We start from the raw sequence: 24,589 nt of genomic DNA, 5'->3' as shown, positions 1-24,589 counted from the left end.
TGGCGGCGCCGTCAGTCAAATAGGCTGGATACGGATTCTTCGGTCGCCGTGCGCGAGATCGCTTCGCCGATCAGGTCGGCAATCGAGACGACGCGGATGTTGTGGGCAGCGTCGACGCTGGAGGTCGGCTGAATGGAATCGGTGATGACGAGTTCCTGCAGCTTGGAAGAGACAATGCGCGCCACTGCGCCGCCCGAGAGAACGCCATGGGTAATGTAGGCGGTCACGCTGGTTGCGCCGCCGGCAAGCAGGGCCTCGGCCGCGTTGCACAGCGTGCCGCCGGAATCGACAATGTCGTCGATCAGCAGGCAATCCTTGCCGCGAACCTCGCCGATGATGTTCATTACCTCGGAATCGCCCGGCCGGTCGCGGCGCTTGTCGACGATGGCGAGCTGGGCGTCGAGGCGCTTGGCGAGTGCGCGTGCACGCACCACGCCGCCGACGTCGGGCGACACCACCATGACGTTGTTGAGCTGCTTGTATTTCGCCTTCACGTCGCGCGCCATGACAGGCACGGCGAAGAGATTGTCAGTCGGAATGTCGAAGAAGCCCTGGATCTGTCCGGCATGCAGGTCGAGCGTCAGCACACGGTCGACGCCGGCGCGTGTGATCATGTTGGCGACGAGCTTGGCCGAAATCGGCGTGCGGCCGGAAGCGCGGCGGTCCTGGCGGGCGTAGCCGAAATAGGGGATCACGGCAGTGATGCGTCGCGCCGAGGAGCGCATGAACGCATCGATCATGATCAGGAGTTCCATCAGGTTGTCGTTGGTCGGGAACGACGTCGACTGAAGGACGAAGACGTCCTCGCCGCGCACGTTTTCCTGGATCTCGACGAAGATTTCCTGATCGGCGAAGCGCCTGACGCTGGCCTTTCCGATCGGCACGTTTAGGTATCGGGCGACGCCTTCGGCCAGCACCCGGTTCGAATTGCCTGCGAAAAGTTTCATGCAACGTCCCTGGCGAAAGGCCACTTTGCGTTGACCGGGCTTTTAGCGGCATGGGCCGCTATTGCAAGCGACAGCCTGAATTAATCCAAAGAATCCGCGCGGGCAGCCCCGAACCGCGTCATCTCAGCCCGTCGCCCCGGCGATCCAGGATGCAAGCTGATTGATCGTGTCGTCGGCAACCTGCTGCATCGTCGCTGCGGAAACGGCGCTCCAGCCCTCGCCCCCGTCGGTCGCCGACTTCTGCTGGCCATTGATACGGTGCAGCCGGTTGCCGCTCTGGTCGTAGACGTCCCAGACGTAGAGAACGACTGTCTGGTTGCCCTCCGTCATCGTCGAAAAGTAGCCCTTCAGGACGTGCGTGGTCGCAGGGTCGGCATTGCCGGCCAGTGTGAAGCCCTGCGCCCTTGCGCGCACCGCAAGCCGTTCGGTCAGCGGCGTTGCCGTTTCGACGGTGGCGCCGACGATCGGATCGAAATGCAGCCGCGTCCGCGCGGCGATGGCCGGATTGAGCGGGACCGATGCACCGGCCGAAGCGGTCTGGGTCGATGGAGCGGAGCCGGCGTCGCCCGGCTGCACGGCGCTGAGCGGAGAGATGGCGGACGGCTCGAGCACGTCCTGACTGCTGCTGCAGGCGGCAAGTGCTGCCGCGACAAACAGCGAACCGGCGAGATGCGGCAAGCGCCTCATTGGCTTGTACTCCCGACGTAGCGCCCCCTCGTTACCCGGCATCATTGTATCACTGCACGATCAAGTCGAGATCATGGCGGGAAAGAGGCTTGGGCTGCGAATCCGTCGTCAGATAGGTCCGTCCAAGGGTCATTGCCGTCTCGCTTTCCGAGTCCATGATGATCATGTGCGCGAAGAGCGTCATGCTTGGCGCAATAGGCTCGGGATTGCCCTGGTAGAACATCGGCATGTCCATCCAGGACGGGGCAAATCGCGCGCCGAGCGAGTAGCCGCAGGCGTTGAGGCGGTGCTTGGTCAGGCCGTGCGCTTCCATGGCACGGGCATGGGCGTCGAAGACGTCGCCGAATGTGTTGCCGGGGATCATCGCCTTCTCGACGGCGAGCATGGCCGCCCGTGCGGCGTCGAAGAGTTCCTGGTGCCGCTTGGAGACCTTGCCGGTCAGGACGGTCCGCATCATGGCGGCATGGTAGTGGTGGTAGACACCCGCCCATTCCAGCGTCAGCTGGTCGTTCTTGGTCAGCTTGCGGCGGCCGGCCTTGTAGCGGCAGAGCAGCGCGTCCTGTCCCGACCCGATGATGAACTCGTTGGCCGGGTAGTCGCCGCCGCCCGCGAAAATGGCGCCCTGCATGGCGGCCAGGATGGCCGCCTCGTCGCCGCCCTGCTTGATGAGGGGCAGCGCCGCGTCGAGAGCGTCGTCGGCGAGGCTAGCGGCCTTCTCGGCCTTCTTGATTTCGGCCGGGCTCTTGAACAGCCTCAGGCGATTGACGATGCCCGAGGCGTCGGAAATCTGGGCAAAGGTCTGCAATTGCTCGTCGAGACGGCGTCCGTTGAAGGCGGTAAGGCCATGCGTGTCGTACTCGACGCCGATCCGGGCGCCGAGCAGGTCGAGGTCGTTGAGCAGATTTCGCAGGTCGATCGCCGGGTTGGCGCCGTCGCGATCGGTCCACAGCTGGATGTTCTCGATGATCGAGGTCTGGCGGGCCTGGCGCAGGTCGGCCGAGCGCGTCAGCAGGACCATCGAGCCGTCGGCCTTGACCACGAGCGACTGGAAGAAGCAGAAGCCGAAGGTGTCGTAGCCGGTCAGCCAGTACATGCTTTCCTGCGCGAACAGCAGGATGGCATCGAGCTTCTTCTCGGCCATCTCGATCATCAGCCGGTCGCGGCGCGCGTCGAATTCGGTCTGTTCAAAGTGCAGCGCCATCAAGACTCCTCCAGAACAATTGCAGAAATGTGCCGCCCGTAGTCCGGCTCCGCACGATGCGTCGAACGGCGATAGGAATAGAAAAGCTCTTCCTCGGCATAGGTGCATCGATCGACCGAGCCTGCGTCGACGCCTGCCGCGGCCAGCCGGTCGGTCGTGTAGCGGCAAAGGTCGAACATCGCGTGACCGGGCTTTGCCGAGGGCGCGAAGTAACGTGCGTTGGCCTCGTCGGCGGCAACGAAGCGCTCGACGAATTCCGGCCCGACCTCGTAGTTTGCCGCGCTGATCGAGGGACCGAGCACGGCGACGATCCGATCACGGCGCGCGCCAAGGCCCTCCATGGCCGAAATGGTGTTTTCGAGCACGCCGGTGAATGCACCCTTCCAGCCGGCATGCGCCGCCCCGATAACGCGCGCATCGGAGTCGGCAAACAGAACCGGGCCGCAATCGGCCGAGGAGGCGCCGACCGCTATGCCCGGGCGGTCTGTGACCAGCGCATCGGCCTTAGGCCGGTCGCCGCGAAAGGGTTCGCGCACGACAAGCACGTCGGGTGAGTGGATCTGGTAGGCGGTCAGCAGGCGCTCGGGAGACACGCCCATCCATTCGGCAACGCGGCGGCGGTTCTCGGTCACGCTTGACGTTTCGTCGGCCGAGCCGACGCCAGTGTTGAGGCCGCTGTAGAGTCCCTTCGAAACACCGCCGGTGCGCGTGAAATAGCCATGCCGGATGCCCGCCGGCGCGAGGGCGTCGAGCTTGGGAGCGCGCAAGGGATCGGGCTTGGTGTCAGAGAGCATTGCCGCCTTGTCGACTCCCGGATTTGTTTCGTCAAGCTTGTCGCGATGGCCCACCCGTCCTGCCGCGCCGGAGAGTGGGGCAGGGGATTTGACGAGTCAACTCGCGCCGGGGAAGCCTGCCGCGGGCACTCCGGCAGGCAGAATCGCCAGCACCTTGAAGAGTTCTCCCATGGCGTCCGGGCCGGCCAGTCGATCGACGTCGGCGCTGATTTTCGCGCGCCCGGCCTCGTCGAGCGGCGCACCCAACTGCCCGGCGCGTTGCAGCAATCCCATGGCGAGAAGGAATTCGCCCTGCGTGGCTGAATGGGCGGCAAGGCCATGTGCGCGCGCGACGGAGGCGAGCGCGTCAAAGTCGACATGCGAGGTCAGGTCGGCCGCGCCAGGCGACTCCAGGACACGCGCAAAGCCGTGCCGGTTGACCGCCTGGAAGGTGTCGCCGAAGCCTGGCCTCAGGTGGCCATAGTCGAAGAATATGCCGGCGCCGCCTTGTCCGGCCAGCCGGCCGGCGATGAGGTCCATCAAGGCGTCGCGGGCCGGCGCGATCTCGAAGATGCTGCCCTCGGGAGCCAGATCGGCATCCGGCGGCAGGGCGGCCGGTTCCAGCGTGGCCGTGCCCGCGACGAAGCGGAAGCCGCCGGCGTCGTCGAGGCCGACGGCGCGTTCCAGCCAGCGGCCATCCTGGCGAACGAACTGGCGAAACGGCAGCGCATCGAAAAGTTCGTTGCAGGCGACGAGCAGCGGACCGGCCGGCACGGCGTCCAGGCTTTCGAACCAGTCAAGTCTGGCGCCTGTGTCCCGCAGCGTTTCCTTCTGCAGGGCGGCCAGGCGCGGGCTCGCCTCGACGAGGGCAAAGGAAGCGCCGTGCCCGAGGTCCGGCGCCAGTCTGCCGACAGTGCGGAAAACGTCCTTCATCATCGTGCCCCTGCCGGGGCCGATCTCGGCAAGGGTCACGGGCAGCGGGCGACTGAGCGCATGCCAGGCCGCGACCAGCCAGGCGCCGACGAGTTCTCCGAACATCTGGCTGACCTCGGGCGCGGTGACGAAGTCGCCGCCGACGCCGAAGGGATCGCGGGTGGTATAGTAGCCGTCGGCCGGGTCAAACAGGCAGATCGCCATGTAGTCGGCGACCGAGATCGGCCCGGAGGTTTCGATCAGCCGGGCGATCTTCTGGCCGAGCCGGTTCATGGTGCCGGCGAATAGGCCTGGCGTCCCGCCCGCCACATGGCCCAGATTCCGGCCAGAACCATCGGCGTCGACAGCACCATGCCCATGGTCAGCCAGCCGCCGGCGAGATAGCCGAGCTGGACGTCAGGCTCGCGGAAGAACTCGACGAAAATGCGCGACAGGCCGTAGCCGGTTACGAAGGCGCCCGCTACGAAGCCCGGCTTGCCGAGCTTCAGGAAGACGTGTGTGAGGAGCCGCAGCGCGATGAACAGAACCAGTCCCTCCAGCGCCGCCTCATAGAGTTGGCTCGGATGACGGGCGAGCGGGCCGCCGTTCGGGAAGACGAAGGCCCAGGCAACATCGGTCGGACGGCCCCAGAGTTCGGCGTTGATGAAATTGGTGAGGCGCACGAGGCCGAGCGCGACCGGAACGCTGGCGGCGACGATGTCGAACAGCGACCAAATGCTGATGCCGCGCTTGCGGGCAAAGAGGATCATGGCCAGCGTGGTGCCGGCAAAGCCGCCATGGAAGGACATGCCGCCCTGCCAGACCGCGAGCATGTCGAACGGGTTGGCGAGGTAGCGGGCGAAATCGTAGAAGAGGATGTAGCCGATGCGACCGCCGAGCACGATGCCGATGGCGGCCCAGACCAGGAAGTCATCGAGATCCTCGGCGCGCATCGGCGCCTTGCCGCCGGGCCAAAGCCGCGGATTGGTGATGATGCGCCTTCCGTACCACCAGCCGAACAGGATGCCGACGACATAGGCGAGGCCGTACCAGTGGATGGCCAGGGGGCCGATCCTGACGATCACCGGATCGATGTCCGGGAAGGGCAGGGCGGCGAGCGGCAAGGCGAGAAGGTCGATCAAGGGTAACTCCGGTGGCCGTGGCGCGCGGACCATGGGGCAGGGCCCCTACGCGGTCAAGATGGGCCTGCGGCGCTTAACCAGCTTGCATTCGCACGGTTCCGACATTACCTCGGATGGACGTCCCAGGAGGTATGCCATGTCGACCGGACCGAACCGTATTCTCGATGAGTTCGCCAAGCTGATGACCGACGCCGCGGGTGCGGCTCAGGGTGTCAGGCGTGAGGTTGAGACCGCCTTCAAGGCGCAGGCCGAGAAGGTGCTGAACGGCATGGACGTGGTGCAGCGTGACGAATTCGAGGCTGTACGGGAGATGGCGCTGAAGGCGCGTGCCGAGAACAAGAAGCTCGAGCAGCGGATCGCCGAACTCGAGGCCAAACTCGGCGGCGGAACGAAAGATGCGCCGGCCGCAGCGCCAAAGACCGCCTCAAAGCGTCGCCCACAAAAATAATTCGTTAAACTTTTCCACAACGCGCGATCGCGAAAAGCGCTTTTTCCTGAATCGCTTATCCTGTCTGCGTGAATCTTGGTGACGGCCTCATAGCGGTGGGCTTTCCAAAAAGGGGCTGTTCACGCGACTCCGCATCAATACACTGAATTTGTTGCATGATTCGGAACCGGATCAGGCACCGGGCAAGTGGGGCCGGGTCAGTGTTGGTTTGCGAGGCCGCCCGCCCGAGTTCGAGACAAGATTGTTCGACGTGTGTGCCCTTTGCGCGGAGCGCGGCGGCGCTCCCCAGAACGACAGGAAGCATTTCATGGAACTGATAGAACTCGACATCGCCCGCGAAATTCATCCGGTGGATGTTATCGAGCATGTCGCGCACACGAATGACTGGGCCTTCGAGCGGGCTGGCGACGACGAGATTTCGATCTCGGTGGCCGGCAGCTGGACCGATTATCACGTGTCGTTCTCCTGGATGGAGGATTTCGAGGCGCTGCATCTGGCCTGCGCCTTCGACATAAAGGTGCCCGAAGCGCGCGCGCTGGAGGTGATGCGCCTCCTGTCGCTGATCAACGAGCAGATGCTGTTCGGCCATTTCGACCTGTGGGAGCAGGAGGGCGCGATCATGTTCCGCCAGTCGCTGCTCCTGGCCGGCGGCGCCGAGCCGACCAGCCAGCAGGTGGAGGTGCTGCTGTCGTCGGCGCTTGAGGCCTGCGAATGCTACTTCCAGTCCTTCCAGTTCGTCGTCTGGTCGGGAACGAGTGCGCGTGACGCGCTGTCGAGCGTCCTGTTCGAGACGCAGGGCAACGCCTGAACCGATGAGTTCGGGGGCCGAGAAGAAGCCGGACATCAGCTTCGCGGATTTCGACCGGGTCGATATCCGCGCCGGCACGATCGTCGAGGCGGAGCCGTTTCCGGAGGCGCGCAAGCCGGCCATCAAGCTGAAGATCGACTTCGGCGCGCCGATCGGCATCAAGAAATCGTCGGCGCAAATCACCAAATATTATGCGCCCGAGACGCTGGTGGGGCGGCAGGTCTTTGCCGTCGTCAACTTCCCGCCGCGCCAGATCGGCAAGTTCATGTCGGAAGTGCTGACGCTGGGCTTTCCCGACGAGGAGGGCGCGGTGGTGCTCGGTGCGATCGAACGGACCGTGCCGAATGGCGGGCAGCTCTTCTAGCTCAGGGCGCCAGCCTCAAGCCGTCGCTCCTGCTGATGCCCGCGCGGCGCGGATGTTTTCCAGGAACATTTCCGTGCAGGCCTTCCAGGTGTAGCGAAGCGCGCGTTCGCGTGCCGCGTCGCGGCTGACGTCGAGCGCTGCGCGTGCGGCCTTTCCCAGATCCTCGTCCACCACGCCGCCGACGCCGTCGCCTACAATGTCGATCGGGCCGGTGACCGGGTAGCCGGCGACCGGCGTTCCACTGGCCAGCGACTCGACGATGACATTGCCGAATGTGTCGGTGCGGCTTGGAAACACGAAGACGTCGCACGAGGCGTAGATCTCGGCCAGTTCGTCATTCGGCCTGTGACCGAGGAAATGCGCCTCGGGATATTTCGCCTGCAGCCTGGCCAGTTCCGGCCCCTCGCCGACGATGACCTTGCTGCCGGGCAGGTCTAGATCAAGGAAGGCCGGCAGGTTCTTCTCGACCGCAACGCGGCCGACGCACAGGAAGACCGGCCTCGGAAAGTCGAGCTCCGTCTTCCTGTCGGGCCGGAAGTGAGCAATGTCGACGCCCCGGGTCCACGGCCGCAGCTTGTCGAAGCCGCGCGCGGCGAGATCGTCGGCGAGCGACTGCGTCGCCACCATCGTCCCCTGGCCGGAGTTGTGGAAGGAGCGCAGCCAGCGATAGGTCCAGTCCTCCGGCACGGGCAGGCGCGCGGTGACGTATTCCGGAAAGCGGGTGTGATAGCTGGTGGTGAAGGGCTCGCGGCGGTTGAGGCAGTAGCGTCGCGCCATCCAGCCGAGCGGGCCCTCGGTGACGATATGGATATGGTCGGCCCCGCTTTCGGCGATCATACGCCGGACCCGGCGCGGTGTCGTCAGCGCAAGGCGGATGTCGGGATAGGTCGGCATCGGCAGGGTGCGGAAGCGGTTCGGGGTCAGGAACTCGACCTCGACGCCAAGTTCGGCGAGGTTCTCGGTCAGGCGCTCCAGCGTGTGGACGACGCCGTTGACCTGCGGCCGCCAGGCGTCGGTGACCATCAAGATGCGCTTCGGCTGGCCGCCGTCAGACGCTGCCGGCTCTGCTGCCACGGGGTCGATTCGCGCCACATTCATGTGGCGCTTTTCAACATCCTTTCATGACAGGCGGATGAATCCGGCCGGACGCAAGGTCACGCCGCCTGGCGCGATGCCTAGGCCGGCACGCGGATGACGACGCGCAGCCCGCCCAGCGGGCTGTCGTCGAGGCGGATCTCGCCGCCATGACTGAGCGCAATGTCGCGCGCGATCGCCAGACCGAGACCCGTGCCGCTGGTGTCGAGATTGCGCGCCTGATCGAGCCGGACGAAGGGCTTGAAGACGTCCTCGCGGCTCTCTGCCGGAATGCCCGGCCCGTCGTCGTCGACGGTGACGGTGAGCGAGCCGCGCGCATGCACCGCTTCCACGCGGATCGTCCTGGCGTAGCGCATCGCATTGCCGGCGACATTCGCGAGCAGCCGCTCGAAGGCGTTGGGGCGAACGTGGATTTCGGGGTCGCCGGAGAGTGCCGTGGTCAGCTTGCGCTTGCGCAGGCGGGCCTCCTCGGCGAGCTTTTCGAAATAGCCGGCGAGGTCGAACCTGCCGGCATCCTCGGCGGCCTCGCCTCGGGCGAAGGCGAGGTAGCCTTCCAGCATCGACTGCATGTCGTCGATGTCATGGTCGAGCGCCTCGGTGTCGACTTTCGAGCCGCTGAGGGCGAGCTGCAGCTTGAAGCGCGTCAGGATGGTGCGCAGATCGTGGCTGACGCCGGTCAGCATCGCCGTGCGCTGCTCGATCTGGCGCTCGATGCGCTCGCGCATCTGGATGAAGGCAAAGCCCGCCCGCCGCACCTCCTCGGCGCCCCGCGGCCGGAAATCGGGCGGCATGGGCCGGCCCTTGCCGAAACTCTCGGCGGCTTCGGCGAGCTTCAGGATCGGCCTTATCTGGTTGCGCAGGAAGGGGATGGCGATGGTCAAAAGGACCAGCGAGGTGCCGCCCATCCAGATCAGGAAGATGTGGGTATTCGACGCGTATGCCTGGCTGCGCCGCACGAAGACGCGCAGCACCTTGTCCTCGAGCTGGATGCGGACCTCCAGCACGCCGGAATTGCCGACCGTTTCGATCCAGAACGGCCGGTTGATCTGGCGGGTGATCTCGGCCGACAGGATCTGGTCGAGAATCGAGAAAAACGGCTTCCTGCCGGGCGGCGGCAAGGGATCGGGCGGCAGGATGTCGATCTTCATCGACAGGCGGTCCTGGGCGATGCGGATGACCCTCGCGTAGTCGTCATCGTTGGGAAAGGTCTCGATCATCTCGATGATCGCGGCGATGTCGCGCGTGGTTGCGGTCGACAGCCGCTGCGTCACGGTCTGCCAGTGGCGTTCCATGAAGACCAGCGTCACCACAGACTGGAGCAGGATCATGGGGGTGATGACGATAAGAAGCGAGCGGGCATAGAGCCGCTTCGGCATGTAGATCGCCACGAGCCGCCAGAAACGGGTCCAGCCGGCCGAGAAAGCCGCCGCCGCCCGGCGGATGCGTGCGGAGAAGCCGCTGCCAGTTTGCGGCCCGGGTGCCTCCAGTTCGGTTGTGGCCATGACATCTTCCGTTGGCCGGCGCCCGCCCCGGAGTCCGGCGACCGCCGAGCGCAGACTATTCCACACTCAGCCGATACCCGATGCCGCGCACGGTCTGCAGCCAGACCGGATTGGAAGGGTCGCGCTCGATCTTGCGGCGGAGCCGGTTGATCTGCACGTCGATGGTGCGTTCCCCCACGTCGGCCTCGCCCGTCACCAATTCGTGGCGCGGAATGGTCTCGCCGGCGCGGCCGGCAAAGATCGCCAGGATTTCCTGCTCGCGGTCCGTCAGCTTCAAGGGCTCGCCGCCGCGCTTCAGCTCGCGCTTGGCAATCTGGAACGTGTAGGGCCCGAAGACCAGCTGCTCGACCTTCGGCGTCGCCAGCGGCCCGCCGCGGCGCAGGATGTTGTTGATGCGTAGGATCAGCTCGCGCGGATCGAAGGGCTTGGGCAGATAGTCGTCCGCACCTGCCTCGAGCCCGGCAATGCGGCTGTCGGTCTCCGACAGCGCTGTCAGCATCAGGATCGGCACGGTCTTGTTTGCGCGAAGGGCCCTGGTCAGGTCGACGCCTGTCTCGCCCGGCATCATGACGTCGAGGATGAGCAGGTCGAAGTCCAGACCCTCGAGCTTGCGGCGCGCCTCGCCGGCATTGCCGGCCACCGTCACCCGAAAACCGTTCTCCGTCAGATACTGCTTGAGCAGGTTGCGGATCCGGGTGTCGTCGTCGACCACCAGCAAATGGGGGGCGTCGTCGCTCGGTGCTGCCGCACGATCGGTCTTGTCGTCAGTCTCCATCGACTTTTCCTGGCACGTTTCCGGGCAGATTGTCGATCTGCGCCCGCAGTTCCGGGTTTACCATTGCCTTCAGAAAGCGTTCAACCACGGCGCGGTCGCTGCTGCCGGCTCCCTGCAATGCATCATGGATGCGGCGCGACTGTGGCCTTGCGAGGGCAAGCGCCAGCGCGCGGCCCTTGGCCGTCGGGTAGAGCTCCCGCTGCCTGCGGTCGCGCGGCCCCTGCACCTGCACGATGTGGCCGGTGTCGATCAGCTGCTTGAGCACACGGGCAAGGCTCTGCTTGGTGATCTTCAGTACATCGAGTAGCTCGGCAACAGTCAGGCCTGGCCTTCGATTGACGAAATGCAGGATGCGGTGATGGGCGCGGCCAAAATCATACTCGGCAAGAATCTGGTCGGGGTCGGAAGTGAAATCACGATAGGCGAAGAACAGGAGCTCGATGATCGAGAAGTCGATACCGTCCTCGCGCGAAATTGCGGTCTTGATGGGCTTGCTGGCTGCGGCCGCTTGATCTGCGTTCATGAATTCCCTCTTGTCCTCAGAAATATGTCAGCACTATTGACATAAATTTCGGCCGATGGTAATTTTTGCCAAGCTTCTGGAGTGACGACGAACGAAAAGGCAAGATTGGACCGCATTTTCGGGAATTTCCATCGATTTGCCTTAAGCCTTGCGACTACATAGGCTTTAGCTTTTCGGAAGTCTGGGAAGCAACAGGATTAAGCACGATCGGGCAACAGCCCGCGGGAGGTACTTCATGGCATCCGTTCCATTCGACCAGCTTGAAGGATTCATCTGGATGAACGGCCAGTTCGTCAACTGGGCCGACGCCAAGGTGCACGTGCTGACGCACGGCCTGCACTACGCCAGCGCCGTGTTCGAGGGCGAGCGCGCCTATGGCGGTGAGATCTTCAAGCTGACCGAGCACACGCAGAGGCTGCATGAATCGGCGCGACTCCTTGGCTTCAAGATTCCCTACAGCGTCGAGGAAATCGACGACGCCTGCAGCACGCTGCTGCAGAAGCAGGGCTTCAAGGACGCCTATGTCCGGCCGATCGCCTGGCGGGGCAGCGAGCAGATGGGCGTTTCGGCCCAGAACAACCGTATCAACTGCGCCATCGCGATCTGGCAGTGGCCAAGCTATTTCGATCCGGCCCAGAAACTCAAGGGCATCCGCCTCGACCTCGCCGAATGGCGGCGTCCGGACCCGCGCACCGCGCCCTCGAAGTCCAAGGCCGCGGGCCTCTACATGATCTGCACGCTGTCGAAACATGCGGCCGAGGCGAAGGGCTATGCCGACGCCATGATGCTCGACTGGCGCGGCCAGGTGGCCGAGGCGACCGGGGCCAACATCTTCTTCGTGAAGGACGGCAAGATTCACACGCCGACACCCGATTGCTTCCTCGACGGCATCACGCGCCGCACCGTCATCGGACTTGCCAAGGAGCGCGGGCTGGAAATCATCGAGCGGCCCATCATGCCCGAGGAACTCGAGGGTTTCGAGCAGTGCTTCCTGACCGGTACGGCAGCCGAAGTGACGCCTGTCTCTGAAATCGGTCCATACCGTTTCGAAGTCGGCGAAATCGCCAAGACGCTGATGAACGATTATGCTGCCGCAGTTCAGCCAAAGCATGCCATCGCGGCCGAGTAGGCCGAGTTAAGCTTCAAAATCCCGCCGGTGGCCCTCGGGTCGCCGGCATTCTTTTGCGCCCGCACGTTTGACTTTCCCCCGCCACGGCGTCTGATGGACGGGCCGATTCCCCTGAGATCGGCTTTTGGAGGGAACCAACACATGGATATGAACGCGCTACTCCCGATCATCGTCCAGGTCGTAACGGGCATCATCGGCGGCCAGGCCGTCGGGGCTGCACTGAAGCAGGCGGCAATGACGCAACTGCCCAAGATCCTCAGCGGTGCCGTAGGCGGCGTGGCTGGCGGAGCCATTCTGGGCAGCGTGCTCGGCGGCGGCGATCCGGCAATGGCCGGCGGCATGGGCGACCTGCTCGGTTCCGTGGTCGGCGGTGCGGGCGGCGGAGCGATCCTGACGGGCATCGTCGGAGCCGTCATGGGCGCGATGAAGAAATAGACCGGGCCGCATTGATCCCTATAGTGACGGGCGACCCTGCGGTCGCCCGTTTTGCGTTGGGCGACACGCTATCGAAACGGAAGCGGCCAGCCGCGGGCGCGGTCGTCATGAAAGGAATAGAATGGGGCAGCTCAATGCCGGCATCGTGCCGGTCACACCCTTCCAGCAGAACTGCACGATCCTGTTCGATGCAGACGACAAGCAAGGCGTCGTTGTCGATCCCGGCGGGGACGTGGACCAGATCCTGAGCGTGCTCAAGGACAACGGGATCACCGTCACGGCGATCTGGCTCACGCACGGCCATATCGATCACGCCGGCGGGGCCATGGAGCTCAAGGAGGCGCTCGGCGTCGATATCGTCGGTCCGCACGAGGCAGACCGGTTCCTGCTCGACGGACTGGAGGTGCAGGCCAGGCAATTCGGCGTCTCGGGCGCGGTCCGCAACTGCACCCCGGATCGTTTCCTGACCGAGGGCGAGACCGTGTCCTTCGGCACGCACAGTTTCGAGGTGCTGCATTGCCCAGGCCACGCGCCGGGCCATGTCGTCTTCTTCGACCGGGAGGCCAATTTCGCGCATGTCGGCGACGTGCTCTTCCACGGCTCGATCGGGCGCACCGATCTGCCGGGCGGCGACCACGCCGCGCTGATCCGGTCAATCAAGGAAAAGCTGCTGCCGCTCGGCGACGATGTGGGCTTCATCTGCGGTCACGGCCCGGGCGGCCGCCTCGGCGAGGAGCGTCGCAGCAATCCGTTCCTGACCTGACCAGGCCACGACGAAAAGCGGCGCCTGTCCTTCCGGAGGCGCCGCCAAGTCTAGCTGCGGGTTGCGTCAGTTGGCGACGCAGAAGTGCTGCTGGCCGTCGTAACCGGTATAGGTACCGCTACGGGGCTTGAAGCTGCGGTAGCGATCCGAGCAATAGTCGTACCAGTCGGCCGTCCAGGGCTCGATCGTGGCGCGATAGTGATAGCGCGGCTCGTCATAGGCAACGGGGTAACCCCGGTCGGGGCGCGGGCGCGGCGCATAAGCCGGCTCGCGGTAGGCCGGCTGCGACTGGTTGGCCAGTCCGACGACCAGTGCGCCGGCGGCCAGGCCGAGAATGCCGGCTACGGCGAGATCGTTGCCGCGCGAATCGTGGTGGCCGTGATGGCGGCGCCAGTTGCGGTCGCCGGCATTGGCGGCGGGGAGGGTGGCGAGCGTGGTGGCTGCCACGGCTACCGAGAGGACGGCGGTCTTGAGGATGCGGTTCATGGTGTCTCCTTGGCGCCGGGGGGAAGATGAAGGCCGGTGCATGGAGACAAATCTAGGTGCGCGCACCTGAACGCCGGCTGAACGAATGCCGGCCGCGACGGAAAGTGAAACTGAGGACGTAATCGGGAATAGCCCCGCAGCTCATGCCGCGGGAATCCCACCCCTCAATCCCGAAGCCTTCGGCTCCGGCAGCCGCATATCGATCGGTTCAGGCGACCGAAAGATTGACTGCTTTGGGACCCTTGCCGCGCTTGTCCGGCTCGGTCTCGAATGTCACTTTCTGCCCATCTTCCAAGCCCGTAAGGCCTGAAGCCTGCACGGCGGAAATGTGAACGAAGACATCCTTTTCCCCGTCCTCCGGCGTGATGAAGCCGAAGCCCTTTGCGTGGTTGAAAAACTTGACAGTGCCGGTCTGCGGCATGGGAAACTCCTCTATCCCACTGCTTCATTACCAGCCGGATACCATCCGCGCTGGCTCGGCCGTTCACTGGGGGAGACGGGCTGGTAGGCCGCCGGGACTTTTGTGATGTCCTCTGTGCGCGGTACGCCCAAACCCCCTTGCTTGCCCAGGCGCAACCAATCTGCCTCCGGGCCGGCAAATGCCCGAAGTCGAAATTTTTCCTTCATTTTGCAGTTTCGGGCAAGTGGAAACTTTCCCCACCCGCGAAGCCAGTGCTACGGGCGGGGAGACAGCCTTTCGGCCAGCTTCTAATGTGTCGTTATTCTTCGCAGAGCCGAACGACGCCGATCTGGATGCAGTTGCGTCCCGAACCACCGCCGTCATACTGGCGATATACTCTGACACGGCAACTGCCGCCGACATGCTTGTGGGTGACACGGCCGCCATATTCCGGCAGGTAGTGGCTGCGCACGTCGCGATGGCAGTCGCGGCGTCCACCGTCGAAATCGTCCTCATCCGGCCGTTCCACCCGCACCACCCGGCATCGGGAACCGCGGTGGCGATGCCAGATTCTCCGGCCGTACTCCGGCAGGAAATGGCGCCTCGCGTCGCGATGGCAATCCTCGGCCACCTTGATGACGAGACTGTTGCCTCCGGCCGCCGGCATGGGCCCTACCTGCATCGACCCCGCCTGACCGCTTGTGGTCAGGCCCAATGCAAGCATTGCGGCCCCCAAGATACTGATCGCTTTCATCCGATTCTCCCGCCCTTCCTTTTCAAGGAATACATGGCACGAAAGAAACGGCTTTCCCATCCAAATTACCTAACGTCAGGTTCGCTGTGGATAGAGCATGAGAAAAGGCATGGCGGACAGGGCGGCCATGCCTTTTCTTCGACTGTGGATGTGCCGCTCCCGGGAGCGGAGAATAGCGACTATTCGGCGCGCAGGTTGACCGCTTTCGGTCCCTTGCCCATGCGGTCGGGCTCGACGTCGAAGGTGACCTTCTGGCCGTCGACCAGCGTACGCAGGCCCGATGCCTCGATCGCCGAGATGTGGACGAAGACGTCCTTGTCGCCGCCATCAGGCGTGATGAAGCCGAAGCCTTTTGTCGCGTTGAAAAACTTTACAGTGCCGGTCTGGGCCATTGGGAGAACTCCTTCACCCGTTGCGAGTCTGGTGTCCTTTTCGCCGTTTCGCTGCGGCGTGAAGGTCCGGTGGTTTCTGGCGGCATGATATTGCCCCCCGCCATGGCAGGGCTGTCAGAGATTCACGGCATCGGGGAAAGGGTCGATCAAAACGTTCCAGATCTCCGGGTCAGCAAATGCCCGAACACGGATTTTATCGCACGGAAACACAATTCTGACAAGTCGCTGCAGCGTACGGGCCCGCCTGCAAGGCCCGGGAAACGTGCATCGGGGGCTCCAAGTCTTGCATTTGCTGGGCTAAATGGGGAGATTGAGGGTCACGCGACGGCATGCTTGCGCCTTACCTTACGGCAGACGCGCCCGGAAATGTCCCTAGGAGGAGTGTCAAATGAACCTTTCGATCCCGTTCTTCCTGCGCGGCGCGGCCGTTGCACTGGCCTGCCTGGTCGCGATCTCCGCCTGCACCGTCGTGGTCGACGAACCGGGGCCGATCCCCGGACCCGGACCGGGCCCGAATTACTGTACGCGCGAATATGATCCGGTCTGTGCGCGGCGCGGCGGGGAACGCAAGACATTTGCCAATGCCTGCCTGGCTGACCGTTCGGGCTACAATGTGGTGCGACGGGGCGAGTGCGGCGGAGGCGGAGAAGAGCCGCGCTTCTGCACCCGCGAATACCGGCCAGTGTGTGCCCGCAAGCGCGGCGCCTTCCGGACCTTCCCGAATGCCTGCGAAGCGGACGTCGCCGGGTGGCGGGTTGTCGACCGAGGCCCCTGCTGACAAGGCCTGGCCTCTGCGTTCGCGCGCGGAGGCTGTGTCTGTATTCAGAAGCTGTTGAGCTTCTTGACCTCGCGCACCGCGCAGTCGTCGCCGACGTGGCGGTGACGGACCATTCGGCCGAAGATGCGGTGCGTCCGTACGCTGCGGTGGCAGTCGACAGGCTTACGATATCCGGCCTCCAGCGATCTGCTCTTGTCGAGCATGGCCGAGGGCGGCATGGCGGTGGCCGCCACAACAACGCCGGCAAATGCCGATAGTAGAAACGCGAGAGCGATAGAGCGGAAGTGCATGGCTGCTCCTGTTTGGCGTTGCTGCGAATGTTATGGTTTCTTATCCGATAATACCGCAGAAGTGACGCAACGGGAGCAGCGCGTCCCCCATCACCCTTCAGGCTGGTTAACGTTCGGTTGCCGCGGAGTGCGGAATTCTCAGCTCCGGCCTGCCCTGCACGCTACCTGCAAAGCTGAAGCTACTGCTTGACCCCCGGATAGGGTTCCCCCTTCAGCAAGGTCGCCAGGTGCGCGGCGTTCGAGGCCGCCATTTCGATCATGCCGGCAACCTTCTCAGGCGTTTCGGGAAGGTCGACGAAATTCACGCTGCCCATTGCCTCGCCGACCCAATAGAGGCCGGCATTGGACGGGATGGTGAAGCCGACGTCGTTGAGGGACTGGAAGCAGGCGGCATGGCATGCATGCGCGCCGTCCTCGTTGCCGACGATGGCAACGAGGGCGACCTTGCCGGCGGCAGGCATCCGCCCACGGTCGTCCGTTTCGCCAAGAAATGCATCGAGCCGCTCAAGCACCCGCTTGGCGACGCTCGAGGGCTGGCCCATCCAGATTGGCAGGCCAAGCACGAAGATGTCGGCGGCGATGATCCGCTCGCGCAGTGCCGGCCACTCGTCGCCGTCGCCCATGTCAGACAGCACGCCCGGCTTCACGTCGTGGTCGAGCACCCGGACGGGCGCTTCAGACGTCACGCCATGTTTTCCCAGTGCCGACAGGATCTCCGACAGCATCCTGTCGGTTGACGACCTCTCGTCGGCCGACGAGGGCTTGAGAGAGCAATTGAGGGCGTATGCGGTGAGCGGCTTGTCTGCAGCCATTTCGGGCTCCTTTCCTGTTTTGAGGAAAGGCAACGCCCCGATGCCCGATGAGTTGCCGTTCTCGGCTGCCCGTCGATTGCTCCTGTCAGCCAAACGTCTGCCACGCAGCGCCGGCCAGCGCCGACACCGCCAGCACGGCCGGCATCGGGGCGCCGAGCCGGAAGATCGCGACGATGGACCCGAGCGTCAGCACGAGCGCCGGCAGGTCGAGCGTCGACCAGACCGGAACATCCAGCGTCACACCGTAGCCTCTCCACTGGTCGAGCTGGCGAAACAGGACGTGCAGCGCGAACCAGATGGCGAGGTTCAGGATTACGCCTACGACAGCCGCAGTGATTGCCGACATCGCGCCGGTGAGCGCCGGATCGTTGCGCAACCTTTCGATGAAGGGAGCGCCGAGAAAGATCCACAGGAAGCACGGCACGAAGGTAACCCAGGTCGTGAGCAGGGCGCCGAGCGTTGCGGCCAGCATCGGATCGAGCGAGCCCGGCTGGCGAAATGCGGCCATGAAGCCGACGAACTGGACGACCATGATCAACGGGCCGGGCGTGGTCTCCGCCATGCCAAGCCCGTCCAGCATCTCGCCGGGCCTCAGCCATCCATAATGCTGCACGGCAGCCTGGGCGACCCAGGCAAGTACGGCATAAGCGCCGCCGAAGGTGACGACGGCCATCTGGCTGAAGAAGGCTGCGATCTGGCTGAACACGTCGTCGGGGCCCAGCAGGGCAAATAGCAGTGCCACCGGGCCGAGCCAGAGCGCCAGGCAGACTGCCGAAATGCGCAGCGACCAGGCGAGGTTCGGGCGGGCATGGTCTGGAATGGCCTCGCCGAGGGCGGATCCGGCATCAGAAAAGGCATTCTGCTTGCCCGCCGAATGGCCGCCGCCGAGCCGGAAGAGCGGAGAGCCGGCCCGGCCTCCGGCATAGCCAACCAGCGCTGCCCCCAGGATGATGGCCGGAAAGGGAACGCGGAAACAGAAGATGGCGACAAAGGCGGCGGCGGCAATCGACACCATCGCCCAGTTCTGCATGGCGCGCGTGCCGATCCGCCGCACGGCATGCAGCACGATGGCAAGCACGGCGGCCTTGAGGCCGAAGAACAGGCCGGCGACCAACCCGACATCGCCGAAGGCGGCATAGACGTAGCTCAGCGCCAGTATCGAGACGAAGCCTGGCAGGATGAACAGCGAACCGGCAACCAGCCCGCCCTTCGTGCGGTGCAGCAGCCAGCCGATATAGACGGCAAGCTGCTGTGCCTCCGGCCCGGGCAGCAGCATGCAGTAGTTGAGCGCGTGCAGGAAACGGTTCTCGCCGATCCAGCGCTTCTCCTCCACCAGGATGCGATGCATGACGGCTATCTGTCCTGCCGGGCCGCCGAAGCTCAAGGCGGCGATGCGCAACCAGACCCTGACGGCGTCGGCGAAGGGAATGGCGTGCGGCGCCGCGACGCGCACCGGCGTTTCGAGCGAGGCGGTCATTGCGCGACTTTCGCGTTCGGCCAGTTATGGGTTTCACCCGTCGCGTCGCGGCACCAGCGGTAGAGGGCGTCGTAAAGGGTCATGCCTGCCTCGAGCTGGGCGAGGTCGTCGGCGTAGAGGCGCGACAGGCCGAGCGACACGGCGAGCAGGCCGGCCGCCTCGGGGACGAGCTCGGATCGTCCCGTGTCGGCAGCGCGAACGATTGCCGCGAGGCGCTGCAGCGGTTCGGCCGCCAGGCCGAATTCCGCGACCATGACGTCGAAGGTGCACAGTCCGCCGCGGTGGCTCCAGAACACGTTTTCGATATCGAAGGGGGTCGCGCCGAAGCGGTCGCCAACCGCCTCGACTTCTTGCGGAGCCACGAACAGGAAGATCGCGCCGGGATCGACGAAGCGCCGGATCAGCCAGGGGCAGGCGATGCGGTCGATTTTTGGGCGTGCACGCGTGACCCAGACCGTGCGGCCCGCGGCGTTCGGCGCCGGGAGACGCTCGGTAGTCACGGCCGGGAGGTCCGCGGCGGTCCAGGCTTCATGCCCGCCTTCGAGCGTCTCAGCCGTCGCGCCGAGCTGGCGCAACCATGCTGCCACGCCCTCGCTGAGCTTCTTGCCGCGCTGGCAGATGACGATCGCGGAGCGGCCGGACAGCGCGCTGCCCCATGCCTCGACCGAAGAATGGGCGCGCCGCAGGGCGCCTGGAATGAGGCGAGGGTCGGCGGCAAAGTCCTCGTCGGTGCGCACGTCGATCAGGGCAGGGCAGTTCGGCGTGCCGACCAGGCGGGCAAGCTTGTCGATGGAAATCGTCGTTGTAGACGGCATGACGCGTCCTTCCGTTTACCGGGTTGCTGGACGCGATACTTGGGCCGGAGCCTCGTGGGGAGATCGCGGTCCCCATGAGGATTTTCAATTGCGCCGAACGGCGCCGCTGTCAAGCGGCGGCGCGCCCCCTCACAGTTCGACGATGGCCTCGAAGCCGCCGAAGATCATGCGCTTGCCGTCGAATGGGGCGGTGGCCATGTCGAAGTGCAAGCGCTCGTCGGCCATGACCCTGGCGACGACCTCGTCGCGGCTGGCGCGCGACTTGTAGGTGATCCAGGCGAAGATCACGATTTCATCTTCCCTGGCATGGACGGCGCGTGGAAACGATGTGAGTTCCCCGTAGGGTACATCGTCGCCCGTACACTCGACATAGGACAGTGCGCCATGCTCCATCCAGACGGAGCCGCCGAGCTCCGCCAATTTTCGGTAGCTGTCGAGTTTCGCCCTGGGCACGGCGAGCAGAATCCATCAACATAGGTCATGATCGTCCTTTCGGTTCCTTTCTCAAGGACGAAACGGACCCGACCATGCCGACATGGCCGCCTCAGATAGTCAAAGAATCTGCGCGGCCAGCGCCGTATCGTAGAACTCGACCAGTTCGATGGCCTTGCCGTCGCGCACGGTCCAGAAGTCGGCTACTTCCATCCGGAACTCGATGCCGGAAGTTCGACGCCGCATGTGCATCTCGTTGCGCACGACGACGCGGTTGCCCTCGGCGATCGTATCGATGCGCTCCACGGCGAGACACTCGAAGTCCTCGTGCAGCGCTGCGGCGCGCTCGCGAAAGCCATGCTTGTCGACGGCGGCGCCGGCATACTTCGAGAATTTCGGGTCGGCGACCATGAAGAAGCTGATGCGGTGATCGCATTTGTCGAGCACAGCATCGATGTCGCCACGCGCATAATCGGCGTAGATTTGATCAATCAGTTCTCTGGGCTGCATGATCCCCTCCGGGTTGACCGGGCAAGGATGCATGTTTTTGCCTCGGACGGAAGCGCGGCAGGCTCAAGCCCTTGGCAAAGTCTACCTGCCGGGCCTGCCTGTCTTGCCCGTTCGGCGCTTCTGGCGTCCTGTGTCGCGCGGTTCCTCATAGGACCCGATGCCGCTGCGTTCGCGCCTGATGGGTCCGGGGTCATCCTTGGCCGGTGCGGGCGCGGGCTTGGGTGGAACGGCCCCCTCGACAGGCTTTTCGGTACGGCGGACCGTCATTTCGTCGAGCGAATTCTTCCGGAACAGTTTTGGCGCATCGTCGGGCAGCCCATAGTCGGCACCGTGCGCCTCGTCGTGCGACTGCTTCTTGAACAGCGAACGCGACACGGCGCCGGCGGGCTTTGTCGCGTCGGTGCCCGGACCCATGTCGTCGAGGGATGGCTTGGCGAACAGGGTCTTTCCAGCGGCGGCGCGTTGGGCCGTGCGGGCTTCCTGCCTGGTCGGCGCATTCTCGTCGACGGCGCGGTGAATGGCGCGGCCCTTGTTGTGCTTGCCCTTTTCGCGGCCCGATACGGGGCTCTCGGACTCGGCGTAGCGCGCGAGCGGGTCGTCGGAGATGGAAAGCTCCATCTCGCGCAGGCGCTTGATCTCGTCGCGCAGCCGCGCCGCCTTTTCGAAGTCGAGATCGGCGGCGGCATCGCGCATCTGCTTCTGAAGCGCTTCCAGATGCGTCTTCAGATTGTTGCCGACCATGGCACCGTCGGCGGCGAAGTCGGAGATCTCGGGTCGGACGTGGTCCTTCTCGTAGACGGATTCCAGGATGTCGGAGATGCGCGACTTGACGCTTTCGGGGGTAATACCGTTGGCCTCGTTCCAGGCCATCTGCTTCTCGCGGCGGCGCTGCGTCTCGGCCATGGCGCGCTCCATGGAGCCGGTGATCTGGTCGGCGTAGAGGATGACCTTGCCATCGACGTTACGGGCGGCGCGGCCGATCGTCTGGATGAGCGACGTCTCGGAGCGCAGGAAGCCTTCCTTGTCGGCGTCGAGGATGGCGACGAAGCCGCATTCCGGAATATCGAGGCCCTCGCGCAGCAGGTTGATGCCGACCAGCACGTCGAAGGCGCCGAGCCGCAGATCGCGCAGGATCTCTATGCGCTCCAGCGTTTCGATGTCGGAATGCATGTAGCGCACCCTAACGCCATTCTCGTGCAGGTACTCCGTGAGGTCCTCGGCCATGCGCTTCGTGAGCACCGTGCACAGCGTGCGATAGCCCTTCTTGGTCGTCTCGCGGATTTCGCCGACCACGTCGTCGACCTGGCTCTTGGCCGGACGCACCTCGACCGGCGGGTCGATCAGCCCGGTCGGGCGGATGACCTGCTCAGCGAAGACGCCTCCGGCCTGTTCCATTTCCCAGTTGCCGGGAGTAGCGGAAACGGCGACCGAAAGCGGCCGCATGGCGTCCCACTCCTCGAAGCGCAGCGGCCGGTTGTCCATACAGGAGGGCAGGCGGAAACCGTATTCGGCCAGCGTCGCCTTGCGGCGAAAGTCGCCCCGGTACATGCCGCCGATCTGCGGGATGGTGACGTGGCTCTCGTCGACGAAGACCAGAGCGTTGTCGGGAATATACTCGAACAATGTCGGCGGTGGATCGCCGGGACGACGGCCGGTGAGATAGCGCGAATAGTTTTCGATGCCGGCGCAGGAGCCGGTAGCTTCCAACATCTCGATGTCGAAGCGGGTGCGCTGCTCGAGCCGCTGGGCCTCCAGCAGGCGGCCAGCCTTTTCGAGTTCCACAAGACGGCCCTTCAACTCCTCCTTGATCGACTTGATCGCCTGGTTGAGCGTCGGGCGCGGCGTCACATAATGGGAGTTGGCATAGATCTTGACCGACTTCAGGTCACCGGTCTTTTTACCAGTCAGCGGGTCGAACTCGGTAATGCTCTCGATTTCGTCGCCGAACAGCGAGATGCGCCAGGCCGAATCCTCAAGGTGGGCCGGGAAAATTTCGATCGTGTCGCCACGCACGCGGAACGAGCCGCGCACGAAGTTGATGTCCTGGCGCTTGTACTGCTGCGCCACCAGATCGGCGAGCAGGGCTCGCTGGTCGAGCCGGTCGCCGACCTCCATCTGGAAGGTCATGGCGGTGTAGGTCTCGACCGAGCCGATACCGTAGATGCAGGAGACCGAGGCGACGATGATGACGTCGTCGCGTTCGAGCAGGGAACGCGTCGCCGAATGGCGCATGCGGTCGATCTGCTCGTTGATCGACGATTCCTTCTCGATGAAGGTGTCGGTGCGCGGAACGTAGGCCTCCGGCTGGTAATAGTCGTAGTAGGAGACGAAATACTCCACCGCATTGTCGGGGAAGAATTTCTTGAACTCGGAATAGAGCTGGGCTGCCAGCGTCTTGTTTGGCGCAAGGATCAGGGCAGGGCGCTGTGTTTCCTCGATCACCTTGGCCATGGTGAAGGTTTTGCCCGAGCCTGTGACGCCGAGCAGCACCTGGGTACGGTCGTTCTCCTTGACGCCGGAGACGAGGTCCCTGATGGCGACCGGTTGATCGCCGGCAGGCTCGAAGTCCGAGACCATCTTGATCGCAACGCCGCCTTCCGACTTTTCAGGCCGGGCTGGGCGGTGGGGTACCCACATCTCGCCGTTCTTGTGCAGCGGGTTGCCGGACTCGATCAGGGCCGACAGGGCGGCGACGGTCGCAGTGACGCCGGAATTCGACAGCGAATCCGCATCCTCCAGCGAAATATCCATGCCGGCGACCGGGTTGAGGCCCGCCGCGGCGCGTTCCTTTGCCGTGGCCGCACCGCCCATCGAGGTGCCGCGCGCGGTCTTGGTCGGCGCGGAAGAGCGCTGCTGGATCTTCTTCGTCTTTGGTTGCGGCTTGGAAGCTTCCTCGGCGATCTGCTCGGCCCAGTCGGAGATCGAGCCGGTGAGGGGCGCGCCGGTGATTTCTGCCTGCGGCGCCTCTTCGAAGCCGCTGTCTTTTCTGGAGGACTTTGCCATGTCGGGAATATGGGATCGGAACGGCGAAATGGAAAGGGTCGAGTGCCGGCCAAGGGAGCGCGCAAGGGCGCTGCTGACAGGAGGGTGTCAGGAGCCCCGACAATCATGCCGAGCGAGGCGGGCTTGATAAGGCCGCGCCACTGCTGTTCAGTCCGCTCCAGTCGTTTCCGGGGAATTCACGGTGAGCAGCCAAGCATCGCAGCGTCGGCCGCTTGCCGAGACGGAGCGCTTCATCCGCGACAACATGCATGTCGCGAGCGCGCCCATGGTGCCGGAGATTCGGCTTCATTCGGCGCATCCGGGAAGCGGCCTGCGGCGGCTGGCGGAGCAGGGGGGCGGTGCGCCGCCCTACTGGGCTTATCAATGGGCCGGCGGAACGGTGCTTGCCAGGCATTTTCTCGACCGGCCCGAAACGGTGCGCGGCAAGCGGGTCCTCGACCTCGGCGCGGGGTCCGGCATCGTCGGCATTGCAGCGGCGCTTGCCGGGGCTTCCAAGGTGACAGGCTGCGACACGGATCCCCATGCGATTGCCGCGCTGGGCCTGAACGCGGCGCTGAATGGCGTCTCCATCCTCGCGACCGGTTTCGACCTGCTCGACGGGCCGCCTCTGCCCGACGTGGACCTGATCGCGGTCGGCGACCTTTTCTACGGCAAGCGGCTGGCGGCCCGAGTCGTCCCCTATCTGGAGCGCTACCGCGAGGCGGGGATCACGGTGCTGGTCGGCGATCCGGGGCGCGCCTTCCTGCCCCTCGATCGTCTGGTTCCCGTCGCCGACTACGCAGTCCCAGACTTTGGCGGCGCCGGGGACAAGAAGGCGGCGCGCAGCACGGTCTTTGCCTTCGACATTGCTCAGGCAGACGCCGGCGCGCCTGCGTTCGACGGTGCTCGCGCACGCGCCAGCAGCGCAGAAACCTGCTAAGAATCAACCACCGAGGA

28 protein-coding genes and 1 pseudogene are annotated in these 24,589 nt (G+C 64.6%); 8 read left to right on the top strand and 21 right to left on the bottom strand.

Annotation, left to right across the window (positions count from 1 at the left end):
* Positions 1-11: 11 nt before the first annotated feature.
* The 6 genes from ACT2BZ_RS00510 to lgt form a co-directional block, all read right to left on the bottom strand.
* Positions 12-947, bottom strand: coding sequence for a ribose-phosphate pyrophosphokinase (locus ACT2BZ_RS00510; RefSeq protein WP_457938503.1), 936 nt, complete (start codon positions 945-947; stop codon positions 12-14).
* A gap of 123 nt (positions 948-1,070) precedes the next feature.
* The gene (locus ACT2BZ_RS00505; RefSeq protein ID WP_457938501.1) at positions 1,071-1,634 is read right to left on the bottom strand and encodes a hypothetical protein; all 564 of its coding nucleotides are present in this window, start codon (positions 1,632-1,634) and stop codon (positions 1,071-1,073) included.
* 49 nt (positions 1,635-1,683) lie between these two features.
* Positions 1,684-2,835: a M24 family metallopeptidase gene (locus ACT2BZ_RS00500; RefSeq protein ID WP_457938499.1), complete on the bottom strand. Its 1,152-nt coding sequence runs from the start codon at positions 2,833-2,835 to the stop codon at positions 1,684-1,686.
* Positions 2,835-3,629: a peptidoglycan editing factor PgeF gene (gene pgeF / locus ACT2BZ_RS00495; RefSeq protein ID WP_457938497.1), complete on the bottom strand. Its 795-nt coding sequence runs from the start codon at positions 3,627-3,629 to the stop codon at positions 2,835-2,837. Before pgeF ends, ACT2BZ_RS00500 begins: the two co-directional genes overlap by 1 nt.
* A 96-nt stretch (positions 3,630-3,725) precedes the next feature.
* Entirely contained in the window at positions 3,726-4,814 is a 1,089-nt protein-coding gene (locus tag ACT2BZ_RS00490) for a class I SAM-dependent methyltransferase (protein WP_457941429.1), read from the bottom strand.
* Complete coding sequence (gene lgt / locus ACT2BZ_RS00485; RefSeq protein WP_457938495.1) at positions 4,811-5,695, bottom strand: prolipoprotein diacylglyceryl transferase; 885 nt, start codon at positions 5,693-5,695, stop codon at positions 4,811-4,813. Before lgt ends, ACT2BZ_RS00490 begins: the two co-directional genes overlap by 4 nt.
* Positions 5,696-5,798: 103 nt before the next feature.
* On the opposite strand from lgt, the gene ACT2BZ_RS00480 reads away from it, so the two are divergent.
* From ACT2BZ_RS00480 to ACT2BZ_RS00470, 3 genes are all read left to right on the top strand, one after another.
* Positions 5,799-6,110: an accessory factor UbiK family protein gene (locus tag ACT2BZ_RS00480; protein ID WP_457938493.1), complete on the top strand. Its 312-nt coding sequence runs from the start codon at positions 5,799-5,801 to the stop codon at positions 6,108-6,110.
* A 307-nt stretch (positions 6,111-6,417) separates the two neighbouring features.
* Positions 6,418-6,918 (top strand): YbjN domain-containing protein, encoded by a 501-nt coding sequence (locus ACT2BZ_RS00475; RefSeq protein WP_457938491.1) that lies wholly within the window; start codon positions 6,418-6,420, stop codon positions 6,916-6,918.
* 4 nt (positions 6,919-6,922) lie between these two features.
* Complete coding sequence (locus ACT2BZ_RS00470) at positions 6,923-7,282, top strand: tRNA-binding protein (protein WP_457938489.1); 360 nt, start codon at positions 6,923-6,925, stop codon at positions 7,280-7,282.
* 15 nt (positions 7,283-7,297) lie between these two features.
* Here the strand turns inward: ACT2BZ_RS00470 and ACT2BZ_RS00465 are convergent, their stop codons facing one another.
* From ACT2BZ_RS00465 to ACT2BZ_RS00450, 4 genes are all read right to left on the bottom strand, one after another.
* The gene (locus ACT2BZ_RS00465) at positions 7,298-8,305 is read right to left on the bottom strand and encodes a glycosyltransferase family 4 protein (RefSeq protein ID WP_457941428.1); all 1,008 of its coding nucleotides are present in this window, start codon (positions 8,303-8,305) and stop codon (positions 7,298-7,300) included.
* Positions 8,306-8,457: 152 nt separating this feature from the next.
* Positions 8,458-9,879, bottom strand: a complete 1,422-nt coding sequence (locus tag ACT2BZ_RS00460; RefSeq protein WP_457938487.1) for an ATP-binding protein — start codon at positions 9,877-9,879, stop codon at positions 8,458-8,460.
* Between the two features lie 55 nt (positions 9,880-9,934).
* Positions 9,935-10,654 (bottom strand): response regulator, encoded by a 720-nt coding sequence (locus ACT2BZ_RS00455; RefSeq protein WP_457938485.1) that lies wholly within the window; start codon positions 10,652-10,654, stop codon positions 9,935-9,937.
* Positions 10,644-11,177 (bottom strand): MarR family winged helix-turn-helix transcriptional regulator, encoded by a 534-nt coding sequence (locus tag ACT2BZ_RS00450; RefSeq protein WP_457938484.1) that lies wholly within the window; start codon positions 11,175-11,177, stop codon positions 10,644-10,646. Before ACT2BZ_RS00450 ends, ACT2BZ_RS00455 begins: the two co-directional genes overlap by 11 nt.
* Before the next feature lie 235 nt (positions 11,178-11,412).
* On the opposite strand from ACT2BZ_RS00450, the gene ACT2BZ_RS00445 reads away from it, so the two are divergent.
* The 3 genes from ACT2BZ_RS00445 (at position 11,413) to ACT2BZ_RS00435 (ending at position 13,504) form a co-directional block, all read left to right on the top strand.
* Complete coding sequence (locus ACT2BZ_RS00445; RefSeq protein ID WP_457938482.1) at positions 11,413-12,306, top strand: branched-chain amino acid aminotransferase; 894 nt, start codon at positions 11,413-11,415, stop codon at positions 12,304-12,306.
* 141 nt (positions 12,307-12,447) lie between these two features.
* The gene (locus tag ACT2BZ_RS00440) at positions 12,448-12,741 is read left to right on the top strand and encodes a hypothetical protein (protein ID WP_457938481.1); all 294 of its coding nucleotides are present in this window, start codon (positions 12,448-12,450) and stop codon (positions 12,739-12,741) included.
* A gap of 121 nt (positions 12,742-12,862) precedes the next feature.
* The gene (locus ACT2BZ_RS00435) at positions 12,863-13,504 is read left to right on the top strand and encodes an MBL fold metallo-hydrolase (RefSeq protein ID WP_457938479.1); all 642 of its coding nucleotides are present in this window, start codon (positions 12,863-12,865) and stop codon (positions 13,502-13,504) included.
* 66 nt (positions 13,505-13,570) lie between these two features.
* Here ACT2BZ_RS00435 and ACT2BZ_RS00430 read toward each other — a convergent pair whose 3' ends face one another.
* The 4 genes from ACT2BZ_RS00430 to ACT2BZ_RS00415 all read right to left on the bottom strand — a co-directional run bounded on the left by ACT2BZ_RS00430 (position 13,571) and on the right by ACT2BZ_RS00415 (position 15,536).
* Positions 13,571-13,990 carry a BA14K family protein gene (locus ACT2BZ_RS00430; RefSeq protein WP_457938477.1) on the bottom strand — a complete coding sequence of 140 codons (420 nt, stop codon included), beginning with the start codon at positions 13,988-13,990 and terminating at the stop codon, positions 13,571-13,573.
* Positions 13,991-14,198: 208 nt separating this feature from the next.
* Entirely contained in the window at positions 14,199-14,411 is a 213-nt protein-coding gene (locus ACT2BZ_RS00425; protein ID WP_457938476.1) for a cold-shock protein, read from the bottom strand.
* 298 nt (positions 14,412-14,709) lie between these two features.
* The gene (locus ACT2BZ_RS00420; RefSeq protein WP_457938475.1) at positions 14,710-15,144 is read right to left on the bottom strand and encodes a hypothetical protein; all 435 of its coding nucleotides are present in this window, start codon (positions 15,142-15,144) and stop codon (positions 14,710-14,712) included.
* A 179-nt stretch (positions 15,145-15,323) separates the two neighbouring features.
* Positions 15,324-15,536 (bottom strand): cold-shock protein, encoded by a 213-nt coding sequence (locus ACT2BZ_RS00415; protein ID WP_457938473.1) that lies wholly within the window; start codon positions 15,534-15,536, stop codon positions 15,324-15,326.
* 388 nt (positions 15,537-15,924) lie between these two features.
* Between ACT2BZ_RS00415 and ACT2BZ_RS00410 the strand changes: the two genes are divergently transcribed.
* The gene (locus ACT2BZ_RS00410) at positions 15,925-16,314 is read left to right on the top strand and encodes a Kazal-type serine protease inhibitor domain-containing protein (protein WP_457938472.1); all 390 of its coding nucleotides are present in this window, start codon (positions 15,925-15,927) and stop codon (positions 16,312-16,314) included.
* Between the two features lie 44 nt (positions 16,315-16,358).
* On the opposite strand, the gene ACT2BZ_RS00405 is transcribed toward ACT2BZ_RS00410, so the two are convergent.
* The 7 genes and pseudogenes from ACT2BZ_RS00405 to uvrB form a co-directional block, all read right to left on the bottom strand.
* Positions 16,359-16,604, bottom strand: a complete 246-nt coding sequence (locus ACT2BZ_RS00405) for a hypothetical protein (protein ID WP_457938471.1) — start codon at positions 16,602-16,604, stop codon at positions 16,359-16,361.
* A gap of 179 nt (positions 16,605-16,783) precedes the next feature.
* Entirely contained in the window at positions 16,784-17,416 is a 633-nt protein-coding gene (locus ACT2BZ_RS00400; protein ID WP_457938470.1) for a flavodoxin family protein, read from the bottom strand.
* A gap of 85 nt (positions 17,417-17,501) precedes the next feature.
* Positions 17,502-18,893, bottom strand: coding sequence for a chromate efflux transporter (gene chrA, locus ACT2BZ_RS00395; RefSeq protein WP_457938469.1), 1,392 nt, complete (start codon positions 18,891-18,893; stop codon positions 17,502-17,504).
* Entirely contained in the window at positions 18,890-19,708 is an 819-nt protein-coding gene (locus tag ACT2BZ_RS00390; RefSeq protein WP_457938468.1) for a chromate resistance protein ChrB domain-containing protein, read from the bottom strand. The genes chrA and ACT2BZ_RS00390 overlap by 4 nt, the downstream gene beginning before the upstream one ends.
* Positions 19,709-19,837: 129 nt before the next feature.
* Positions 19,838-20,190: pseudogene (locus ACT2BZ_RS00385) on the bottom strand (DUF1428 domain-containing protein).
* Between the two features lie 70 nt (positions 20,191-20,260).
* On the bottom strand, positions 20,261-20,650 hold the full coding sequence (locus tag ACT2BZ_RS00380) for a nuclear transport factor 2 family protein (RefSeq protein WP_457938467.1): 390 nt from the start codon (positions 20,648-20,650) through the stop codon (positions 20,261-20,263).
* A gap of 81 nt (positions 20,651-20,731) precedes the next feature.
* Positions 20,732-23,653 (bottom strand): excinuclease ABC subunit UvrB, encoded by a 2,922-nt coding sequence (gene uvrB, locus ACT2BZ_RS00375; protein WP_457938465.1) that lies wholly within the window; start codon positions 23,651-23,653, stop codon positions 20,732-20,734.
* A 181-nt stretch (positions 23,654-23,834) separates the two neighbouring features.
* Between uvrB and ACT2BZ_RS00370 the strand changes: the two genes are divergently transcribed.
* Positions 23,835-24,572, top strand: coding sequence for a class I SAM-dependent methyltransferase (locus ACT2BZ_RS00370; RefSeq protein ID WP_457938464.1), 738 nt, complete (start codon positions 23,835-23,837; stop codon positions 24,570-24,572).
* The last annotated feature ends 17 nt before the right edge of the window (positions 24,573-24,589 follow it).

This window comes from Mesorhizobium sp. 10J20-29 (assembly GCF_054130485.1).
Note: the sequence above shows the minus strand (reverse complement) of the source record. Positions and strands in the feature narration are given on the sequence as shown.

What these genes read in the sequence shown, in the direction of transcription:
- ACT2BZ_RS00475 (WP_457938491.1), top strand. Translation starts at nt 6,418, where the DNA reads ATGGAACTGATAGAACTCGACATCGCCCGCGAAATTCATCCGGTGGAT.
- lgt (WP_457938495.1), bottom strand. Translation starts at nt 5,695, where the DNA reads ATGGTCCGCGCGCCACGGCCACCGGAGTTACCCTTGATCGACCTTCTC.
- ACT2BZ_RS00415 (WP_457938473.1), bottom strand. Translation starts at nt 15,536, where the DNA reads ATGGCCCAGACCGGCACTGTAAAGTTTTTCAACGCGACAAAAGGCTTC.
- ACT2BZ_RS00390 (WP_457938468.1), bottom strand. Translation starts at nt 19,708, where the DNA reads ATGCCGTCTACAACGACGATTTCCATCGACAAGCTTGCCCGCCTGGTC.
- ACT2BZ_RS00410 (WP_457938472.1), top strand. Translation starts at nt 15,925, where the DNA reads ATGAACCTTTCGATCCCGTTCTTCCTGCGCGGCGCGGCCGTTGCACTG.
- ACT2BZ_RS00450 (WP_457938484.1), bottom strand. Translation starts at nt 11,177, where the DNA reads ATGAACGCAGATCAAGCGGCCGCAGCCAGCAAGCCCATCAAGACCGCA.
- chrA (WP_457938469.1), bottom strand. Translation starts at nt 18,893, where the DNA reads ATGACCGCCTCGCTCGAAACGCCGGTGCGCGTCGCGGCGCCGCACGCC.
- ACT2BZ_RS00505 (WP_457938501.1), bottom strand. Translation starts at nt 1,634, where the DNA reads ATGAGGCGCTTGCCGCATCTCGCCGGTTCGCTGTTTGTCGCGGCAGCA.
- ACT2BZ_RS00420 (WP_457938475.1), bottom strand. Translation starts at nt 15,144, where the DNA reads ATGAAAGCGATCAGTATCTTGGGGGCCGCAATGCTTGCATTGGGCCTG.
- ACT2BZ_RS00470 (WP_457938489.1), top strand. Translation starts at nt 6,923, where the DNA reads ATGAGTTCGGGGGCCGAGAAGAAGCCGGACATCAGCTTCGCGGATTTC.
- ACT2BZ_RS00460 (WP_457938487.1), bottom strand. Translation starts at nt 9,879, where the DNA reads ATGGCCACAACCGAACTGGAGGCACCCGGGCCGCAAACTGGCAGCGGC.
- pgeF (WP_457938497.1), bottom strand. Translation starts at nt 3,629, where the DNA reads ATGCTCTCTGACACCAAGCCCGATCCCTTGCGCGCTCCCAAGCTCGAC.
- uvrB (WP_457938465.1), bottom strand. Translation starts at nt 23,653, where the DNA reads ATGGCAAAGTCCTCCAGAAAAGACAGCGGCTTCGAAGAGGCGCCGCAG.
- ACT2BZ_RS00405 (WP_457938471.1), bottom strand. Translation starts at nt 16,604, where the DNA reads ATGCACTTCCGCTCTATCGCTCTCGCGTTTCTACTATCGGCATTTGCC.
- ACT2BZ_RS00490 (WP_457941429.1), bottom strand. Translation starts at nt 4,814, where the DNA reads ATGAACCGGCTCGGCCAGAAGATCGCCCGGCTGATCGAAACCTCCGGG.
- ACT2BZ_RS00445 (WP_457938482.1), top strand. Translation starts at nt 11,413, where the DNA reads ATGGCATCCGTTCCATTCGACCAGCTTGAAGGATTCATCTGGATGAAC.
- ACT2BZ_RS00380 (WP_457938467.1), bottom strand. Translation starts at nt 20,650, where the DNA reads ATGCAGCCCAGAGAACTGATTGATCAAATCTACGCCGATTATGCGCGT.
- ACT2BZ_RS00500 (WP_457938499.1), bottom strand. Translation starts at nt 2,835, where the DNA reads ATGGCGCTGCACTTTGAACAGACCGAATTCGACGCGCGCCGCGACCGG.
- ACT2BZ_RS00440 (WP_457938481.1), top strand. Translation starts at nt 12,448, where the DNA reads ATGGATATGAACGCGCTACTCCCGATCATCGTCCAGGTCGTAACGGGC.
- ACT2BZ_RS00400 (WP_457938470.1), bottom strand. Translation starts at nt 17,416, where the DNA reads ATGGCTGCAGACAAGCCGCTCACCGCATACGCCCTCAATTGCTCTCTC.
- ACT2BZ_RS00480 (WP_457938493.1), top strand. Translation starts at nt 5,799, where the DNA reads ATGTCGACCGGACCGAACCGTATTCTCGATGAGTTCGCCAAGCTGATG.
- ACT2BZ_RS00510 (WP_457938503.1), bottom strand. Translation starts at nt 947, where the DNA reads ATGAAACTTTTCGCAGGCAATTCGAACCGGGTGCTGGCCGAAGGCGTC.
- ACT2BZ_RS00435 (WP_457938479.1), top strand. Translation starts at nt 12,863, where the DNA reads ATGGGGCAGCTCAATGCCGGCATCGTGCCGGTCACACCCTTCCAGCAG.
- ACT2BZ_RS00455 (WP_457938485.1), bottom strand. Translation starts at nt 10,654, where the DNA reads ATGGAGACTGACGACAAGACCGATCGTGCGGCAGCACCGAGCGACGAC.
- ACT2BZ_RS00430 (WP_457938477.1), bottom strand. Translation starts at nt 13,990, where the DNA reads ATGAACCGCATCCTCAAGACCGCCGTCCTCTCGGTAGCCGTGGCAGCC.
- ACT2BZ_RS00465 (WP_457941428.1), bottom strand. Translation starts at nt 8,305, where the DNA reads ATGGTCACCGACGCCTGGCGGCCGCAGGTCAACGGCGTCGTCCACACG.
- ACT2BZ_RS00425 (WP_457938476.1), bottom strand. Translation starts at nt 14,411, where the DNA reads ATGCCGCAGACCGGCACTGTCAAGTTTTTCAACCACGCAAAGGGCTTC.